The sequence below is a fragment of the Eubacterium sp. An11 genome (genome assembly GCF_002161065.1).
In the GTDB taxonomy this organism is placed as follows: Bacteria; Bacillota; Clostridia; order Lachnospirales; family Lachnospiraceae; genus Anaerobutyricum; species Anaerobutyricum faecale.
In genome coordinates, this window is the sequence record NZ_NFLV01000029.1 from 1 (window position 1) to 19,221 (window position 19,221).

The 19,221-nt window shown below is 45.6% G+C and carries 16 protein-coding genes; 14 read left to right on the top strand and 2 right to left on the bottom strand.

Features of this window, described 5'->3' with window-relative positions; genetic code table 11:
• Positions 1-54 precede the first annotated feature (54 nt).
• From B5E53_RS19555 to B5E53_RS15465, 6 genes are all read left to right on the top strand, one after another.
• Entirely contained in the window at positions 55-231 is a 177-nt protein-coding gene (locus tag B5E53_RS19555) for a hypothetical protein (protein ID WP_204245535.1), read from the top strand.
• Positions 232-243: 12 nt separating this feature from the next.
• Positions 244-4,767: a fibro-slime domain-containing protein gene (locus tag B5E53_RS15445; RefSeq protein WP_087316622.1), complete on the top strand. Its 4,524-nt coding sequence runs from the start codon at positions 244-246 to the stop codon at positions 4,765-4,767.
• Positions 4,768-4,961: 194 nt separating this feature from the next.
• Complete coding sequence (locus B5E53_RS15450) at positions 4,962-6,482, top strand: SpaH/EbpB family LPXTG-anchored major pilin (RefSeq protein WP_087316623.1); 1,521 nt, start codon at positions 4,962-4,964, stop codon at positions 6,480-6,482.
• A 254-nt stretch (positions 6,483-6,736) separates the two neighbouring features.
• On the top strand, positions 6,737-7,585 hold the full coding sequence (locus B5E53_RS15455; RefSeq protein ID WP_087316625.1) for a class C sortase: 849 nt from the start codon (positions 6,737-6,739) through the stop codon (positions 7,583-7,585).
• Positions 7,575-8,453 carry a class C sortase gene (locus B5E53_RS15460; protein ID WP_087316627.1) on the top strand — a complete coding sequence of 293 codons (879 nt, stop codon included), beginning with the start codon at positions 7,575-7,577 and terminating at the stop codon, positions 8,451-8,453. Before B5E53_RS15455 ends, B5E53_RS15460 begins: the two co-directional genes overlap by 11 nt.
• Entirely contained in the window at positions 8,450-10,102 is a 1,653-nt protein-coding gene (locus B5E53_RS15465; RefSeq protein ID WP_087316630.1) for a pilin N-terminal domain-containing protein, read from the top strand. The genes B5E53_RS15460 and B5E53_RS15465 overlap by 4 nt, the downstream gene beginning before the upstream one ends.
• A 95-nt stretch (positions 10,103-10,197) precedes the next feature.
• Here B5E53_RS15465 and B5E53_RS15470 read toward each other — a convergent pair whose 3' ends face one another.
• A complete protein-coding gene (locus B5E53_RS15470; protein WP_087316632.1) occupies positions 10,198-10,617 on the bottom strand; it encodes a hypothetical protein in 420 nt (139 codons plus the stop codon).
• A gap of 225 nt (positions 10,618-10,842) precedes the next feature.
• Between B5E53_RS15470 and B5E53_RS15475 the strand changes: the two genes are divergently transcribed.
• The 3 genes from B5E53_RS15475 to B5E53_RS15485 all read left to right on the top strand — a co-directional run bounded on the left by B5E53_RS15475 (position 10,843) and on the right by B5E53_RS15485 (position 13,061).
• Entirely contained in the window at positions 10,843-11,649 is an 807-nt protein-coding gene (locus B5E53_RS15475; protein ID WP_087316634.1) for an NlpC/P60 family protein, read from the top strand.
• A gap of 200 nt (positions 11,650-11,849) precedes the next feature.
• Positions 11,850-12,047, top strand: coding sequence for a ferredoxin-thioredoxin reductase catalytic domain-containing protein (locus tag B5E53_RS15480; protein ID WP_087316636.1), 198 nt, complete (start codon positions 11,850-11,852; stop codon positions 12,045-12,047).
• A 27-nt stretch (positions 12,048-12,074) separates the two neighbouring features.
• A complete protein-coding gene (locus B5E53_RS15485; RefSeq protein ID WP_087316638.1) occupies positions 12,075-13,061 on the top strand; it encodes a hypothetical protein in 987 nt (328 codons plus the stop codon).
• A 92-nt stretch (positions 13,062-13,153) separates the two neighbouring features.
• Here the strand turns inward: B5E53_RS15485 and B5E53_RS15490 are convergent, their stop codons facing one another.
• Entirely contained in the window at positions 13,154-13,588 is a 435-nt protein-coding gene (locus B5E53_RS15490) for a hypothetical protein (RefSeq protein ID WP_087316640.1), read from the bottom strand.
• A 297-nt stretch (positions 13,589-13,885) separates the two neighbouring features.
• Between B5E53_RS15490 and B5E53_RS15495 the strand changes: the two genes are divergently transcribed.
• The 5 genes from B5E53_RS15495 to B5E53_RS15515 all read left to right on the top strand — a co-directional run bounded on the left by B5E53_RS15495 (position 13,886) and on the right by B5E53_RS15515 (position 19,210).
• The gene (locus B5E53_RS15495; RefSeq protein ID WP_087316642.1) at positions 13,886-14,770 is read left to right on the top strand and encodes a VWA domain-containing protein; all 885 of its coding nucleotides are present in this window, start codon (positions 13,886-13,888) and stop codon (positions 14,768-14,770) included.
• Between the two features lie 73 nt (positions 14,771-14,843).
• On the top strand, positions 14,844-16,199 hold the full coding sequence (locus tag B5E53_RS15500) for a serine/threonine-protein kinase (protein WP_087316644.1): 1,356 nt from the start codon (positions 14,844-14,846) through the stop codon (positions 16,197-16,199).
• A gap of 174 nt (positions 16,200-16,373) precedes the next feature.
• The gene (locus B5E53_RS15505; RefSeq protein WP_087316646.1) at positions 16,374-17,555 is read left to right on the top strand and encodes a hypothetical protein; all 1,182 of its coding nucleotides are present in this window, start codon (positions 16,374-16,376) and stop codon (positions 17,553-17,555) included.
• 13 nt (positions 17,556-17,568) lie between these two features.
• Positions 17,569-18,375 carry a VWA domain-containing protein gene (locus tag B5E53_RS15510; RefSeq protein ID WP_087316648.1) on the top strand — a complete coding sequence of 269 codons (807 nt, stop codon included), beginning with the start codon at positions 17,569-17,571 and terminating at the stop codon, positions 18,373-18,375.
• A complete protein-coding gene (locus B5E53_RS15515) occupies positions 18,362-19,210 on the top strand; it encodes a PP2C family serine/threonine-protein phosphatase (protein WP_162611937.1) in 849 nt (282 codons plus the stop codon). The genes B5E53_RS15510 and B5E53_RS15515 overlap by 14 nt, the downstream gene beginning before the upstream one ends.
• Positions 19,211-19,221: the final 11 nt, after the last annotated feature.

The following is a 19,221-nucleotide window of genomic DNA, read 5'->3' on the forward strand; positions in this document are numbered from 1 at the left end:
TAAAATTTCATTAATAATTCTGAAAATATCATAAATGGAAAGGGGTTTTGAGATGTGAAGGCAGGAGGATATAAAGAACAGACTTTTCTCATCAAAGTGCTGAACGATCAGCACGGCACCTGGCAGGGCAGTATTCTCTGGGCCGAAGGAAAGAAAGAACAGAATTTTCGAAGCGCCTTGGAAATGTTGAAATTGATAGACAATGCTTTAGTTCAGAAGAATAAAAAATAGGAGGAGGCAGCCATGAAAAGTAAAATGAAGAAAAAAATGATCGCGTTCCTGCTTTGTATGGTGCTGGTCATCTGCAACAGCGTCTCCATACTGGCGGACACTCCGGCAGCAGAGACGACCACCACAGAACAAAAGGCAAAAGAGACCAGAACGGCAAAGAATGAAGGTACATCGGAGGAAGAGAAATCTTCAGATAATAGTAAAGATACGTCGAAGTCTTCAGAAGAGACCGAAGAAACGAAAGAGGAGGCTCCTGAGACGAAGGCCACGAAAAAGAAGGAAGAAACTACAGGGGCAACCACGGAGAAAAAGGAAGAGTCTACCACAGCAACGACCACAGAAAAGAAAGAAGAGACAGAAGAAGCTTCTGAAATATCTGAGAAGAAAGAGACAGAGGAAGCTGAGGAAACAGCAACGACTGGAAGTGAAGAAGAAACTTCTGAAGCTGCTGAGGAGACATCAGAATCAGAGGAAGAGACAACAGTTTCGGCAGATCTTGTATATGAAGATGATGATGTAAAAATTACAGTTGGTGCTAATGAAAAAAATGCAATTCCAGAAGGTGCAACTCTCAAAGTAGTACCTGTATTAAAAGATGATGATAAAACAACAGAGCAATATCAGGAAGTAGAGAAGAAGCTGGAAGAAAAAGCTACGAATGAGGAGTATGATATTGCAGGTTTTTTAGCATATGATATTACTTTTGTAGATGAAGGTGGAAATAAAGTAGAACCTGACGGAGAAGTTCAGGTGTCAATGGAATACAAAGAATCTGCTGTACCAGTAGAAATAAAAGATGATACAACAGATTCAAATGTAACTGTGATGCACCTGGAAGAAAATGAAGAAGGTCAGGTAAAAGAAGTTGTCGATATGTCAAAAAATGATCAGTTGAAAGATGTAAAGACAACAGAAACGCAAAAAATTGAAAAAGCAGAATTTGTTACAGATTCATTTTCTGTATTTACTATAACGTGGATAAGAAATGACGATAGGGAGGATAATACATTTAATTTTTCATCACAGATTCATATGGTAAAGCAGGAAGATGGAAATAGATATGTTGACATGACTGCAACTGTATCTGAAGGTAATTTGATATTGGAAACAGAAGACGCCAATCCTGTGTTGTATACTAGTACAATATCTTCTTCCGGAACGAATAATCAGTTATATAGCGTTCAAGAAAGTTATACAACATATCGTTTTACCGGGGCGTATGTAGCGATAAAAAATACCATAACATATTACAATATCGCCGAAGATGCTCAAAAAATCACAAAATTGACAGGAAGAAAAAATTCTGTTGGTCAAAAAGTTATGATGTATCAGTTAACTGGAGATACTTCCTATCGAAATCTGGAGAATAATCAATGTGTTGTCTTTGTTTATTCGGATGATTCGCTGACAACCAGTGCGCAGTGTTATTCACAGAATGGAGAGCAGTTGTCATATGGTGATCGGAATCAAAAGGATGTTAATTTAATGAGTATTGGAGACAACCTTGATGTTCGTAACGATAATGAAGTGATTCCAAGTATTAGTAACTATACATATAGTTACACTGTTGTTGGAGAAGGAGATAATGCCATTGAGGTAGATTACCTGAGATACACAAACGGTTATCTTCAATACAGTCTGGATGGTATGAACTGGTCAGATGTGAACAGTGAGCCGGTGAAGTTTATCTATAGCTCGAATGGTGGATATGGTTATGATGCGGAGCCGGGTCAGATTAAAACAGCTGATACCAGAGGACTGATTGATATTGATTTATTTAATTATGACGATGCAGATAATTTCGGTGGATTGAAGTTTGGAGGCGATGTTGGTCAGTGGACAGGCGATAAAACGGTGACGCAAGGTTTGGTTGCAGCTGATTTGTCAGAAAACGGATATCCGGTATTGAGTGGAAAAAAGATAGATTTTGTGAATGATCCATCCATAGATAAAACAGAAGATCAACATGTTGTGTATAATTTAGGAACGGATAGTTTGGAAAGTTTATTTGATGGAAGTTGGAACACAGATAGTAAAAATTATGGACTAAATCATTTGTTTATTTATAATCCAGATACTGGTTATTACAGTTACGATAGTGATTCTAATTACGCATATTATGATATCAGTGAAAATAATACAGAAAGGAATTTTATTGTTTATAATCAAGCAAAAGTAAAGGGAAGTAGCAATGAGACAATTAATGGCGCGTTTATGCCGTTTTCAGAGTGGAACGATAGTACGTGGGATAAAGAGTATACCTTTGGAATGCATATCGGATTTGATTTTACTCAACCAGAAAATGGACAAGTAAATGGACAGGATATGACATTTGAGTTTAGCGGAGACGATGATGTATGGGTATTCATTGGTGGAAAACTGGTGCTTGATATTGGTGGTATCCATAATGCGGCGTCTGGATCAATTAACTTTGCTACAGGAGAGGTTTACGTTAATGGTGAGAGGCAAGCTTCTTTAAGCGAGATATTTGATTTAAGTGGAGAGACTTTTACGAATAATTCAACACACCGTTTGGAATTTTTCTATTTAGAAAGAGGTGCAGGGGCATCAAATTGCTCTCTGAAATTTAATATGCCTCCAAAAAAAAGCGATACCATCGAGATAACAAAAGAAATTACTAATACGGATAAAAAGAAATATGCCAATATTGAGTTTTCTTTTAAAGCGTATCTTCAGGACGAAGAATTTGAAGATGAAGTATATGAGGTAATTCCAAAAGGAACACTATATAAAGTCAAGAAAAATGGTGAGCTGACAGGAGAAACCAGAGAAGTGGGCGATGGAAACATCTTTAAATTAAAATCTGGCGAAACAGCAGTATTTGAAGATATAAACCCAAACCTGAAATATTATGTTCAGGAAGTTGCCGTAGACTCCGATGAGTTTGATAAAGTAGAAATTGATGGCTGGGAGGTAGAGTATATTAATGATAAAGAAGAGACGGTAGATACAGATGTGGGTGATCCTGATAAAGTTAAACCAAATCAGAATTATATTGCTCAGTCTAAACCAAAAGTAGTCAGTGAAAATGCGGTTATCAAATTTAAAAATAACTGTGCAGAAAGTAATATGAATGAACTTCAGATAACCAAATATATGGCGGAAGGTCAGGAGTATCAGGCTAACGATACATTTACATTGCTTGTAAAGTTGGAGGATACAGATGGAAATCTGGTGCCGTATGAAGGAGAGTATTACATAACCCAAGGTGAAGGAAATGACACAAAATATTATAATAGTAACTTTAATCAGATAGAGGGGGGTGAACCTGCAGGAAAAACGGAGGATGGCAAAATTCCAATCCGTGTTGGATATACGGTTTCTATAACTGATATTATGTCTGGAACCAGTTTTGATGTGGAAGAAACAGGACTGGATGGAGCCACGTATGATGCGCCTACTATAAATGTAGTGAAAGAGACGGCTGGCAATTCTGATGTTACAGATGATAACGGTCAGCCAGTTGGAAAAGGTAGCATTTTATTAAGCCAAAATGCCCAAGTCACAGTCACTAATAGTAAAAAGATAAAAGACATTTACGCTGAAAAAGCATGGGGAAGTGATGCTTCTGATACCAGAAAACGCGAAGCAGTAAAGTTTGGTCTTTTCAAAGAAGAAAAAAATAATCAAGATAAAACAGTATTATCTTTGATTCAGGTAAAAGATGTAGATGCTCCGGCTTGGAAATGCACATTTAAAAATGTGCCGGTGAAGGATGCAAACAACCAGGATATTACTTATTACGTTAAAGAAGTACGGAAAGTTTCTAATAGTGAAAAAAATGAACCTGACGTGTACGGATTAACTGTAGATGGAGACACAAACTATTATCAGGTTATAGATTCTGCAGATGAAGAGACCGATAATGATTCCTTCAATCCATATTATGAAGTCAATGAGACGGTAGCAGGAACTGGCACACAAGAAGATCCATATGTTATCACTAACATTTTAAAGACATTCAACGTAAATGTTGTGAAGACAGGCAGTGATGACCAGTTGTTAGCAGGTGTGGAGTTCCAGTTGTGCCGTGATAAAAATGGTGAAAATCCACTTAAATTTACTGGAAGTAGTGGTCAATATGTTTATAGTGTAAGTGGAGAAATTGATACCCTTGTTACAATTGATAACACAGGAAAAAATGATGAGGGTGAATACAATCCAAACCTTACAATCACTGGATTGCCAGCAGGAACATACTACCTGATTGAAACAAAAACAGTTAGTGGTCATAGTCTTTTAGCAAACCCGGTTGAAGTAATTCTGCCGATTACAAATACAGATGGAGCGGATGGAGACTATTACTATACAGAAACAGTGGGTGAAGAGACGACATATTATTATGATGTAAATACCTTTAATATTAAAAATAATCAACTCTTCACCATGCCAGAAGCCGGTGGTCGCAACATCTTCATGCTGACTCTCGCCGGAACCGCCATGATTGCGCTGGCAGCTGGAAGCACCATCTACTACCGCAGAAGACGCGGCGTACATAACAAAACAAAAAGATAACATTACATAACAACAGGTAACTTGTAAACAATCAATTTAATATTTTGCGGGGTAAGAGCTCGCCCCGCTTAATATAAAACGTAGTAAAAATGATATTGCGGGCTGTGGAAACAGCAATGTGTAGCAGCCCCAAATATCATAAAAGGTCAAAAAGGCCATAACAAAAAATATAAAAAGAAAAGGAGACAAAAACTATGAAGAAATTAATGAAAAAACTCATAGCAATGGCTGCGGCGCTGGTTATGATCGTAACCTTACTGCCGGCAGTAGGAGCAAAGGCGGAATCAATACCTACGACCGTTGATGGAAGTAAGAAGGGTACAGTAACTATTAAGAAAGATTATGGAAAAAATGGGGAAGTAGACGGACAAGTAGGAGGTGTAACTTTTAGTTTATATAAAATTGCATCTTTTACTCCAGGAGAAAATGGAACATATTCAAAATGGGAATTAGAGGATAGCTATGCAGATATTAAAGGATTAGATCCAGATACTTTGGGAAATGTGGATACCACAGCTTTAGAGAATAAAGTTAAAGATATTCAAGATATAATTACAAAAAATAAGATTACAGCAGCATACACGGGAACAACAGCAGAGAAAAGTGAAAACAATGAGATTTTTGGATATGTAACAATTCCAGATATTAATCTTGGATATTATCTGGTTGTAGAAACAGGAGTGCCTTCAGGTTATGTTGCAAGTAAACCATTTTTTATTTCTGTACCAAGAACAAATAAAAATGGGTCATACTGGGAATATAAGTTTATAGTGGAACCAAAAAATGAAAAAGTACCTCCTATTGATAAAACAGCAGATACAGATACAGCAGGAGTAGGAGATGATATTACGTATACTCTTACTGGTCCGAGTGTTCCTATATATGATGATTCCTATGATAAAAGCACTTTAAAATATATTATTACTGATACAATGTCAGAGGGCCTGACTTTTGAAAAAGAAACAAGTGAAGGTATTTCTAATATTAGAGTTGAGTCTGTTACAGAAGATGGAAAGACTACTTTAAAGGAAAATACAGATTATACTTATAGTTTTGCAAATCAGAAATTAACAATTTCTTTGACAGGTGCGCAGGTGACTGCACAAGCAGGAAAGCAGATTGTCGTAACATACACGGCCAAGATTAATGAAAAAGCCGTTGTAGGTAGCGTTGGTAATGATAATACTGTTGTTTTAGAATATACAAATAAACCTGGTTCTAGTATAACTAGTCAAGATAATAAAAAAGTATATTCTTTTAAAATCCAAGTCAATAAAAAGAATCAAAGTAGTAAACCGTTAGAAGGAGCTATATTTGATTTATATAGGGATGAAGCATGTACAGACCGGGTAGCTCAGGGAACATCTGATTCAAATGGTATTATTGAGTTTGGAAAAACAATAAAAGCAGGAACATATTACTTAAAAGAGTTAAAGGCACCAAATGGATATACATTATTAACTTCTCCAATTAAAGTAGAGATTTATGATGCGAATAGAGACGAAGATACTTATGAATTTGAGTATAAAGTAAATAATGATGCAACAGGTATTGACATTGGAGATAATGGAATTGTTTCCATAGATGTTGTAAACCATAGTGGCTTCTCCCTCCCATCTACCGGTGGCATGGGTACCTACCTTTTCACTATCGGCGGTATCGTCATCATGGCAGGCGCAGCATTTGCTCTCATCGCTATGAAGAAAAGAGCCTAGTCGGGAATAAAGACTACAGTTCATAAAGACAACAGTCTAAAAAGATACATAAATGTATCAACAATAATATCTCAATCCCATGGTATATCATGGGATGACAGATAATAAAGAAAAACTAACATATCCTGAATCCGCAGCCATGTGTTTTCACATGGGCTGCGGTCAGAAAGACATTTTAAAGTGAGACAAAAAATGCAGACCGCGGGGGCCGGGCAGCCCGGCTCCTGCGGAAATAGTAAAGGAGAAGAAGCGCAGTGAAAAGATTTCTTCCTATTATAATAATCGTTTTGCTTTTTCTCGGAGGAGCCGGTTTGGTGCTGTACCCGGTGGTAAGCAGCTGGTACATGGGCCATCATCAGGGTCAGGTTGTGGCGGACTATGATGAGGAAGCGGCAAAGATGTCACAGGAACAGATTGAAGAAGAACTGGAGAAGGCCAGGAAGTATAACGAGAGCCTTCTGGGAAATGTGGTCCTCACAGACCCGTTCAATGCGGAGGCGCTGGAGGAACAGAATACGGAGTATGAAGATCTGCTGAATATCGGAGGGGATGGCGTCATGGGGAGCATCGAGATTCCTGGCCAGGATATCTATCTTCCGATCTATCATGGCACAGGCAGTGAGTCTTTGGAGAAAGGCGCGGGACATCTGCAGAACAGTTCCCTGCCGGTGGGCGGGAAAGGGACCCACGCAGTGATCTCCGGGCATACGGCGCTGCCGACAGCAGAGATGTTCAATAATCTGTCTGAGGTGGAAGAAGGGGATGTGTTTTACATCCATGTCCTGAATCAGACGCTGGCTTACGAAGTGGATCAGATCAAGGTTGTCCTCCCGGAGGACATCTCGGATCTGTTGATTGATAAAAATGAAGACTATGTCACACTGGTGACCTGCACGCCTTACGGCATCAACAGCCACCGGCTTTTGGTGCGGGGGACGAGGATCCCTTACGAGGAGGCGCAGGCAAAGGCGCCGGGGCAGGAGAGCGGATGGGACCCGATGTGGAACGCCTATCTGGCAGCGGCAGCAGTCGCGGTGATCCTTCTGGTCCTGGCGGGCATCCGGCACAGAAAGAAGAAAGCGGGCAGACAGCATGAGGAATAAGATCATCGGTGCATTTGCGGTGCTCCTGCTGGCGGCCGGTCTCCTGATCTTTAACTATCCGACGATCAGTACGCTGTATAACCAGCTCCATCAGGGGACGGTCATGGCGGAGTATGATGAGAACCTGGCAAAGATGGAGCAGGAAGAACTTGACGCGTATAAGCAGGAGGCCGTGGAATATAATGAGAGACTGGCCGGGAGCGGCGCGGTCCTTCGGGATGCGTTTACCCAAGGGGATGCCGATGCAGACCCGGAGTATGACGGGATCCTGGATATGGAGGAGAGCGGTGTCATGGGAGCCATTGAGATCCCCGGCATCAATGTATACCTCCCCATCTACCACGGGACCTCGGCCGATGTGCTGAACATCGGTGTGGGACATTTGAAAGGGACATCCTTTCCGGTGGGAGGAGAGAGTACCCACAGTGTGCTGACCGGGCACCGGGGACTGCCGACGGCAGAGCTCTTCACCAACCTGGATCAGGTGAAGGAAGGCGATGTTTTCTATATACACATCTTAAAAGAGACGCTGGCATATCAAGTGTATGCCATTGAGACGGTCCTGCCGGAGCAGGTGGACAGCCTGGGGATCGAGCAGGGGAGAGATCTGGTGACATTGGTCACCTGTACCCCATATGGGATCAATTCCCACCGTTTATTGATCCATGCGGAGAGGACTGATTATGATGAGACGCAGGGTGATCAGACGAAGACCATGAATGAGACTTTATGGCAGTGGCTCCTGTCTCAGAAGACATTCCTGCTTTCTGTGGGAATCGTACTGATAGCGCTTATTTACGGAATCATCCGTTTGATCAGGAGAATAAGAAATAACAGCCGTAAAAAGAAGGAGGAGGCGAACCAATGAAGCAGAGATCTTTAACAACAAGAAAATACGGAGTTTTCCTGGCGTTTCTGCTGGTGCTTTCCATGGTGTTCGGTGCATTTGCCCGTGTAAATGTATATGCAGATGACAGTAATACATCAGAAGTGTCCAATGCTTATGACGAAAAGGCAAAAGGAAGTATTACTGTGGAACTCCAGGATATCCAGTCACAGGAAACGACCAATAAAAATGGTGTGGAGCTGACCTTATATAAAGTGGCAGATATCCGTACCGATCATAATTATATCGAATTTGCACTGGTGGATGAACTGAAAGATCTGGAGAGTCTGACCGGGACAGATATCAACGACATCACCACCGGAGAAGCCAACCGGGAAGCTGCGCAGAAGCTGGAGGACGCTGTCCTGGAGACAGGACTTACGGCGGAAGAGACAGTGTATACGGAGACTGTGAACGGTGTGGACGGTGTGGCAGTTTTCCAGGGAAAGGAAGATATCGGTCTTGACCAGGGGATGTATCTGGTACTGCAGACCAATGCCAATGCTTATGGCATTATCAGCCCGCTTCTGGTGGCTATCCCATACATGACCGATGGCAGCCATTGGATTTATGATGTGACAGCACAGCCGAAGGGGATTCAGTTTGACAGTTTGGGAAGTATTCAGGTGACCAAAGCTTTGAAATACAATAATAATGGTACGCTTTTAGAAACCACTGCAGAGGACGCTTCCTTTGATATCGGATTATTCATGGATTCCCAGGGACAATACCGGTACAGCGGCGATAACTGGCGGCAGACGGTGACCATTCGTGGTACCAGCAGTAATACTGTGACCTTTGATAATCTGCCGGTCACCAGCAAACCGTATTATGTTTTCGAGCTGGATGAAAACGGTGAGGCGATTCCTTACAGTGCGGATCTCACCAATACAGAGGCAGGGAATATGTTTACGGTCATGGCAGGGGAAGATGCGCAGGCATCCAATGCCGGAGAAGCGCCGGAGATTATTCTGGACACAAATGCCAATGCCAGCGCTACCATCAGCAATGTGTACGGGGATCTTCCGGAAGGTTACTATGTCACCGGCCGTATCACCCTCACCAAAAGTGTCATGGATTCCGGTAACATGATCACCTCCGACGACACTTTCTACGCCGGTATCTTTACCGTAGATGCCCAGGGAAATGTGGCGGACAATCCGACCGATGTGGTGAAGTTAAACAACAATGGCACTGTGACCGTAGAAGTCCCTCTGGGCGGTACCAGTGGTACGGAGCAGATTACCTATGCGGTCATGGAGACCGATGAGAATGGTAAGCTCATTGACAAGGCGACTTTCCCGTACACGGTAACCGGTGAGGGCAATGTGACACTGTCCATGGACCAGACCACCGGTGAAGTGAACATTGTGAACACTCTGGGTAACAGTGAGGGTTATTACCAGGAAGAACCATCCACTCAGGAGCCGGCGGCAGCCAATCCGGGCAGTGGCAATGGAAACAATAGCAACAGCAGCAGTGGAAGCTCCGGCTCCGGAAGCAGCAGCCGAAGCTCCCGTTCCGCGAAGACCGGTGATAACAACCAGATTCTGTTGTACGCAGGTCTTCTGGCAGCAGCAGTGATTGCAGGCGGTGTGGTCGTTGTCAGAAGAAGACGACGGAACGGATGAGATTAAAAAATATATATGATAGAAAGTGAAAGGATGCCGTGCAGTACAGCGCGGCATCCTTTATTATATATAGAAGAAACAGGATTTGTCGGGTCTTAGTCGGTCAAAAAGTTTGCCCAATCCTGGATCATTTCGTCGATATTTTCGTAAAGCTTGTCCAGCTGGTGTTCGTCGGGATCATCCACGTACACGCCGCCGGTGCAAAGGGTCCGCTGGCCGGTCTGCCTGGCGATGTTTTCTGCCACGTAGGCACAGAAAGAAGCGTCGGCGTTGTCGTCGCTCTTGATGACGGTGGTGTCGCATTGGATGCTGTCGGCGTCCACTGCTGCCTGATCCAGTTCTTCATCCAGTGAATCGGCCAGCGCCTCGGACGGGTCGGCTGTTCTTGGAACGCTGAAAGCGGTGCAGCCGATGCGGTGGTTGTCGCCGCCGGTCAGCAGAATATGGATATCGTCTCCCACCGGGGTGATGTCCATCTGTATGGTAGTGAATAATAGAACTCTGTGAAATTTCATGTGATTTCCTCCTGAAGTGTATTGGCAAATTTGTATATATTATAGCATAATCTTATTTTTCATGGGGTGAAATGTAAGGAAAACTGTGTGAGAGCGGGTGACTCAGGGCTGTCATATCGCCAAAATTCGCAGATTTGTTACATAAATATTAAATTTTCGGGTGCATTTTTTAATATTCTGTGGTATCATGTTACCTGATATGTAAAAAGAGAAAGGGTTATAAAAATGTACGCGGGAATTTTTAAGAAAGAGAATGTATTAAAGTTACTGATGGTTGTGCTGCTTTTTGCAGCTTTTACTTCGTCGGTCAATGTGGAGGCGAAGAAGAAAAGCAGAAAGATGAAACTGAACAAAACTCAGGTGACGGCCTATGTGGGAATGTCTCCGGTGAAATTAAAAGTGAAGAATTTAAAGGCTGGAAAGGCTGTGACCTGGAAGTCCAGCAAGCCAAATGTGGCGACGGTGGCGGCGGACGGCAGAGTGTCTTTTGTGAAAAAGGGAAATGCGGTTATTACCGCCAGGGTCGGCAAGAAGTCCTATAAATGTGTAGTGTCTGTCACAAGCAAAAAGGCATATAAGGCGGTAGCCAAGGCCCAGCAGTTTTATAAGGCCAAAAATATGAGTTACAGCCAGGGAAACCGCATGGGTAAACGTTCTGCGGATTGCAGTTCTTTCTGCGGAAGGTGTTATCTGACGGTGGGTATGACTTTGGGCGGAACCACTTCCTGGTGCAACACTGCGGCCGGCATGGCTCAGTGGGCGACCAGCAATGACAAGGTGGTGGCTAACGATGCGGTATCTGTTTCCTCTCTGGAACTGCTGCCGGGAGATTTGGTTTTTTATCAGAAAGGTTATAACGGACGTTATAAAAACATCTATCATGTGGAGATTTTCGTAGAGTACGGATGGGAGGACGGCAAACTGGTCGGATATACCATGTCTTCCATCACGGGAAATTATCCGTCGATTCTGAAGCGGGATTACGCTTCCCGTCAGAGCCGTATTGCGGAGATCGCGAGACCTGCGGAGTAGGACGCTGAATATAGAAATCAAGCCGGAAAATGTTCGGATATGAGAACGAATGTTTTTTCCGGCTTATTTTATTCATATTTATATGTTAAGATTCTGTTAAGAAAATACATGGGAATGGTTAAGAAATGTACAAATTGTGTATTAATCAGGGAAAGTGCATATGATGGAAGGAGAGTACAGGAAAGATCAGGAGGCAAAATATGAAGATCAAATTGAATCCCGATGAGAAAGTTGTTGCTATGGTGAAAGAGGGACTGGCAAAGAAGGGAGGTTATTGTCCGTGCAGGCTTGAGCGGACGCCGGAGAATAAATGTATGTGCAAAGAGTTCCGTGAGCAGATTGCCGACGAGAACTTTGAAGGCTACTGTCACTGCATGTTGTATTACAAAGAGAAGTAAAGTGTGTTTCAATAGAGAGGAGAGAAGATGAAAAAACGTAAGTGGATAGCGTTTTCTTTTGCGGCGCTGTGCCTGGGCGGAGCTTTGGGACTGGGACTGCTGCCGGGAACAGAGGCGCCGGAAACGCAGGTGGAGGCGAAGTCAAAGGTAGTGAAGAAGGATAAGACGCCGAAGGAGCCAAAGAGCAGCGATCTGACGGTGGTACAGACGGTAACGAAGCTGGCTTCCCGTCGGTGGATTCAATCTTTTACATATGATTCCAGATATTATTATTTTATCCAGATGACGAAGCCCAGTGTCGGCAATCTGAGGATCACCAGGGTAAAGTATAAAGGACTGGGTAAATATACCACTGCGAAGATGGATCTGCGGGGATTTGGGCACGCCACCAACCTGGATTGTTCAGTTTATAATGGAAAAACATATCTGTGGACCGGCAGCAATGCGGCAAAAGGTTCCGATGTATCCAGGGCGGTCAGCTGCTTTACTTTCCAGAAGAACCGGATCCTCAAGAAAAACGGTTCTGTTTATTATAAGATTCCAAAGGGAACCACTGGAAAGTATGTGACCAATGTGTATCCGGCGGTGAGTGCTGACAGTTCAAAGCTGGGCGTCCGTTTTACCTATCAGGGTAAACAGTATTTTCAGATTTATGAGCTGATGAACGGAACGAGAATCAATGTGAGAAATCCCATTGAACAGATCGTTCTTCCGGCCACCACAGGTGATTTCCAGGGATTTGATATTGATGGGACAAAAATCTGTACCATCGAGGGCAGCCCGAGAAAGTCTTTTCTGAAAGGATATGACCGCACGAGAAAATACCAGCCGACCATCATCCGCACCTGGGATTATGGTACGGGAGCCATGTCCCGCAAGGTAATCAAAGGGGCGGCCAGACTTTCTTTCCGGGAACCGGAGGGAGTGAAACTGATGGAAAATGGAAAGATGCGGATCATGTACGTGTCTAACACCCTTACCAATCAATCCTGCAATATTTACGATGTAAAATAACAGAGCGTGCAAGTCGGGCAATAGGCACTGGCTTTTGACGCTGTAAATGAAAAAGAGAACCCCGGCGAAACAGATGCCGGGGTTCTTTTTTCTTACAGGTAGGCCCGCATATCCACGGAAAGATCTTCTTCCAGTTTGATGACCTTTTTCACCAGAGCTTTGGCCTGGTCGCTGGCGTTCTGGCAGTCATTTAAATATTTCTGCAGAGTCCGCACGCCCATGTCACAGCCGGTGCTGATGAGATTGGCGATGGTATCGTCTCCGGGGTTGACGGACATGGTGAGATTGGTTTTGATCCAGGACATGCCTTTAGCCATGATACCCGGCTCTTCGTCTTTGGCGTGATTTTTAAGAAGAAGAGAATGGGTCTCATCGCCCAGTTTTTCGTGTTCTTTCTCACATGCAGTCAGTTTTTTTCTGAGTTCTTCATTTTTTACATTGGGAAGAACTTCCCGGATGGCGTCCACGGCCATTTTGATGCCGCTGTTACATTCCTTTAACAGCTGGCAGGTATCCTGTTTCTGCATTGTTCTGCCTCCTCCTGCGAAATATAAGAGTATGATTTCGCAGAAATAGTATCTGCGGTGCAGTGCAAAATATTACAGGAGATTTTTTGAAAAATGTGATTTTATGACAGAGGCAGTCAGGAAATGTATCGCTATCTGATGGGAAAAATGATTTTATAATTGTGCAATATGATGGTATAATGGGAGTACATAGTATAATCCAGGCCGATTTTGTCGGCCTGCTCCGCTGTGAGGAGATTATGGCGCGTCCTGCGGATGAAGACGGAAATGCCGTAAATATTTTTGGGAGGAATGAACATGCCAAAATGGATAGATTTAAATGAAGTAGATGACGATGATATTCTGTTAAAACGGAACCGCATGAACCGGAGTCTGGTGAGCGATGAGATTCCGTCGGTGAAGGCGGACGCCTATGAGGATGATTTTCTGGATGCCATGGAGCCGGCCAAAAAGAGTATGACCATTTTTTTCCTGATCGATGTATCAGGAAGTATGAAGGGAACGAAGATCGGCTCCCTGAACAGCACCATGGAAGAGCTGCTGCCATCTCTCATCGGGGTGGGAGAGGCGTCCACCGATGTGAAGATCGCCATTATGAAGTTCTCCACCGATGTGGAATGGGTGACACCGGAACCAGTGCGAATTGAGGAATATCAGTACTGGAACCGTCTGGAAGCAGAGGGGCTGACCTTCATGGGAGACGCTTTCCTGGAGCTTTCCAGAAAGCTTTCCAGAAGCAGTTTTCTCAATTCGCCCTCCATCTCTTTCGCGCCGGTGATCTTCCTTTTGTCGGACGGTTCACCCAACGATGACTGGAAGAAGGGGCTTGAGACTCTCAAACAGAATAAATGGTTCCAGCATGGACTGAAAATCGCTCTGGGTATCGGCTCCAAAGTCAATATGGATGTGCTCCGGGCTTTTACCGGCAATGATGAGCTGGCAGTGCAGGCGAAGAATGCGGAGCAGCTCCGGGAACTGATCAAACTGCTGGCGGTGACATCCTCGCAGATTGGCAGCCGCAGTCTGGCACTGGTGGATAACAGCAGCAGACAGCAGCCGGGCGAAGAGGTGGTCGCCATGGCCAAGCAGCAGGTACTGGTGGAAGAGATTCGCTCCGGTACGAAAGATATTCTGGGAGAGGCCGTGGATCTGGATGCGGTGGATTTTGATGAAGGATGGTAAACCGGAGGCGGAGCCGGGAGAGACGGGTTTCCCGCCGGGAAAGTTGACGACCAATGAAGGATGGTAAGATAAAATGAGAGAATTAAAGATAGGAGAACGTATTCCGGTGGAGGCCGGCGGCGAGGCGGTGGTGTCCCGGGAACTGGGCCGGGGCGGTCAGGGCATCGTCTATCTGGTGCGCTATAACGGCAGAGAATATGCGCTGAAATGGTATTTTATCAGCCGTATCAAGAATCCGGAAGCGTTTCGCAATAACTTGAGAAGAAACATCGAGGACGGAGCGCCGGAAGGCGGCAAACAGTTTATCTGGCCGCTGTTTCTGACGGAGCAGAAAAAGAATGGAGCCTTTGGCTATCTGATGCGGCTTGCGCCGTCAGGCTACGACTCATTTACAGATATTTATAACGGATACAAATGGGAGAAACCGCTGGCGAAAGGCCGGCCGGCCATCAAGAGAAAGGTGAAGTTCGCTTCTCTGGATGTGATGATCGCGGCGGCTCTCAATATTGTAAAGGCCTTCCGTGCCCTGCATCTGGCAGGAAAGAGTTATCAGGATCTGAATGACGGTGGTTTCTTTATTGATACAAGGACCGGCGACGTGCTGGTGTGCGACTGTGATAACGTGGCGCCGGACGGCGATAACTTCGGTATCGGCGGTATGCCGGGATTTATGGCGCCGGAGGTGGTCCGGGGCATTGCCAAACCGGGCGTTCTCACGGACAGATATTCCCTGGCGGTAGTGCTTTTCAAGCTGTTTTTCCGGGGAGATCCGCTGGAGGGCAGCAAGGTGCTCCAGTGTGTGGTCATGACCGAGGAGAACGATCTCATTCATTATGGAAGAGATCCGGTGTTTGTCTATGATCCCAACGACGCTTCCAACCGGCCGGTAAAAGGCGTCCATGATAATGTCATCAAGCTGTGGCAGATTTACCCGGATTATATAAGACAGGCGTTTACTTTGTCCTTTACTTACGGGATCCAGGAGCCGAACGCCCGTATCATTGAAAAGAACTGGATCCAGATGCTGATGCAGCTGAAAATGGACATTATACACTGTAGCTGCGGGCGGACCGCCTTCTTGTCTTCTTTCGAGAAGACGGGAGAACATTCTCTGGTCTGCCAGAACTGCGGCAGTCCGATTTACACTATGAGTGTCCGGGATTTTGAGATGCCTCTGTATCCGGGGGCGAAGCTCTATCGCTGCGTCACAGAAAAAGGCAACGACGATTTTGAGACTGTGACCGGAGCGGTTATTGAGAATCGCCTGAAAAAAGGCCTTTTCGGCGTCAAAAACATGTCTCGTCAGACCTGGCAGGCATTGTATCCGGATCATTCCCTCCGGGAAGTGGGACCGGGGAAAGGTGTCCCGATCTGGAAGGGATTGGAGATTGATTTCGGCGATGGAATCCATGGAAAGATTCTTCTGTGAAAGGAGATCAGAGAGAAGATTTCACAGGAAAAGGAGATCAGGGAGAATATTTCACAGGAAAAAGGAATCGGAGAGAAGATTTCACAGGAAAATGGAATCAGCAGGAGCGGTTCCCTGTGAAATGGACAGAATAACGGCGTATGCGCCGGATAATGGCGGTGAAACAAAAAGACAATGAGTGAGAAAAAAGAAACAGTTTGGGCGTCGCTCCGGGAAATCTGCGATGAGACCAGGACGGTGGCGGATGAGACAGGCAGAAAGGTAAAAAAGACCGCCTGTTTTTCCACCATGAAGGCTCTGCTGGAAGGAGCATTTCATCTCGTGGAGTATTTTGAAAAGCTTCACCGGGAGGGAGAGGTGTTCCGTAGTGATTCAGCGGATATGTTCCGGTTTTCCCTGGCCACAGGTGAGATGCAGAAACGGGAGCCGGCAAAAAAAGAAAAGGAAATGGGCCGGACAGAAGATGAAACTGCGGCGGTAGATGTCCTTTTGGCGGCCGGTCCGGTGGAGATCAATGAATTTCTGGCGCCGGAACTGGTGGAATGCATAAAAGAAGGAACGACGGCGGAGGAGCTGCCTTTTACGGTGGAAACAGACCGGTATTTTATGGCAGTTTTTCTGTTTGAATATTTTTTCCATACGGGTTCGCCTTTTGAGGGCAAAAAGATGGTGAACCGCTGTTTCCTTTCCCCCCTGGAGAAAGAGGTGTTCCGGGCGGAGCAGGGACAGTTCTGTATGGATCTCGGAGAAAATGAGAATACCCCGGTAAAGGGAATTCAGGATAAACTGATCCATTACTGGGAGGAATACCCGGATATTTTAAAGAAAATGTTCCAGAGAGCGTTTATGGACGGAGGCACCCTCTGTGAGCTCCGTCCCACGGAGGTGGACTGGAAACAGACGCTGGTTCGTCTGATGATGGATTATCAGGTCTGCGGCTGCGGGTTTCAGGGATTTTCCAACCGGCTGCGTCCGAAAGAAAACGGAACCCTGCTCTGTCCGGTCTGCGGCAAGACCTATTACGTCCTCTCGGACGGCATGAACCGGATCCTTCTGGCGGAAGGCGTAAAACTATATGCCTGCCAGACCGGAAGAGATGCCTTTGATAAGGATACAGTGACCGCGGTGGTGGCAGAGAACCGGCAGAAAAAGGGACTGTACGGTATCAAAAATGTGAGCAGAGGCGTTTGGCGCGGACTTTTCCCTGACGGAAGCACCAGAGAGATTAAAGAAGGGCAGGGGATTCCTATCTGGAATGGCATGCAGGTGCGTTTTGAGACCGGGGAGGAGTGGAGTCTTCGGCTGATGCAGAAGGCAGCGCCGGAAGAGGAACGACAGGATATAGAATCAAGATAAAGGAGGCTGGAAAATGAGCAGCAGATACAGAGAACAGAGCATAGACGCCATCGACCCGCTGGAGACGATGCCTCCGGCAAAAAAGAGCATGGTTATTTTCTTTCTGGTGGATACCTCCAAGAGTATGGAGGGAACGAAGCTGGATTCGTTAAATAAAGTTATGGGAGAGATCCTGCCGGAGCTGATCGGCGTGGGAGAGGCCGGCACCGATGTGAAGATTGCGGTGATGTCCTTCTCCTCCGGATGTGAGTGGATCACACCGGAACCGGTACTGATCGAAGAATACCAGAGATGGGAAAATCTGAAAGCTGACGGAGTCACTGACCTGGGTGAAGCCTGTGAGGAACTGAGTCTTAAGTTGTCCAGAAACGGTTTCCTCCGCTCTCCGTCATTATCTTATGCGCCGGTGATTTTCCTGCTGACGGACGGATATCCGACGGATAATTACAAAAAAGGTTTTGAGATGCTGAAAAAGAACCGTTGGTTCCAGTATGGCCTGAAGATCGCTCTGGCCATCGGTTCCAACGTGGATATGGATGTACTGCACGAGTTTACTGACGATGAAGAGCTTGTGCTGCAGGCCTGCGGCGCGGAAATGCTCCGGAAGCTGGTGCGGGAGATTGCGGTAACCTCTTCAAAGATCGGAAGCACCAGCATGACGCTCACTGACGCCAGAGGAGAGCGTTCCATGGAAGATGTGGCAGGTGCCAAGAAGGAACAGATGGTGGAAGCGGTGCAGGAGATCAAACAGGATGTGCTGGGCGTGGAAGATCTGGAGGATCTGGACGACCTGGATATCGAGTTTGATGAGGGCTGGTAAAATGTTCCGGGGACTGCATACCACGGTAACCGGAGACAGCCATATCCGGAAAGGCATCGTTTGCCAGGACAGTGCGGGCGTGTATGTGGCCGATTCTTTCGCCATCGCGGTGGCGGCGGACGGCCATGGCAGTGCGAAACATTTCCGCAGCGATGCCGGTTCCCGGATTGCGGTGAAGATTACCATCGAACTGTTGAAGAATTACATGAGCCGGGCGGATTTCCGGGAGCAGTTCTGGGCCCATCCGGAGTTTATCTTAAGTCAGATGGAGAAACAGATCCTCATGAAATGGCGGGAGGCCGTGGAAGAGTATCATCTGGAAAACCCGCTTACGGAGGAAGAAGAGGAGAAACAGAAGGCGGCGGGCGGAAATATCCGCACGGCAGTGATTTACGGCAGCACCGTGCTGGCTGCAGTGATCGCCGATGGTTTCGCTTTCGGTCTGGTGCTGGGAGACGGCGGCTTTGTGGTTCTGGACAGTGCCGACCGGCTGTTTATTCCCGTGGAGGATAAAAATTCTCACGCCAACTATACGTCTTCTCTGTGTAATACTGACGCGATACATTTCTTTGAACACTGGTACACTGAGGAACCGGTGCGGGCGCTCTTTGTGTCCACTGACGGACTGTTTAAGTCCTTTGCCAGCGAGGAGGATTTTCTGAAATATCACGGACTCCTGGCTCAGATGTTCGGAGATGAGGAACGCATGGAAAAAAGTCTGCGGCGCAATTTTGAGAAACGAACCAGAGAAGGCAGCGGGGATGACATTTCCATTGCTTTTGTTTACAGGACCGGCGGAGAGCAGAGAAACGAGGGAAATACCTATCAATCATAGAAGGAGGAATT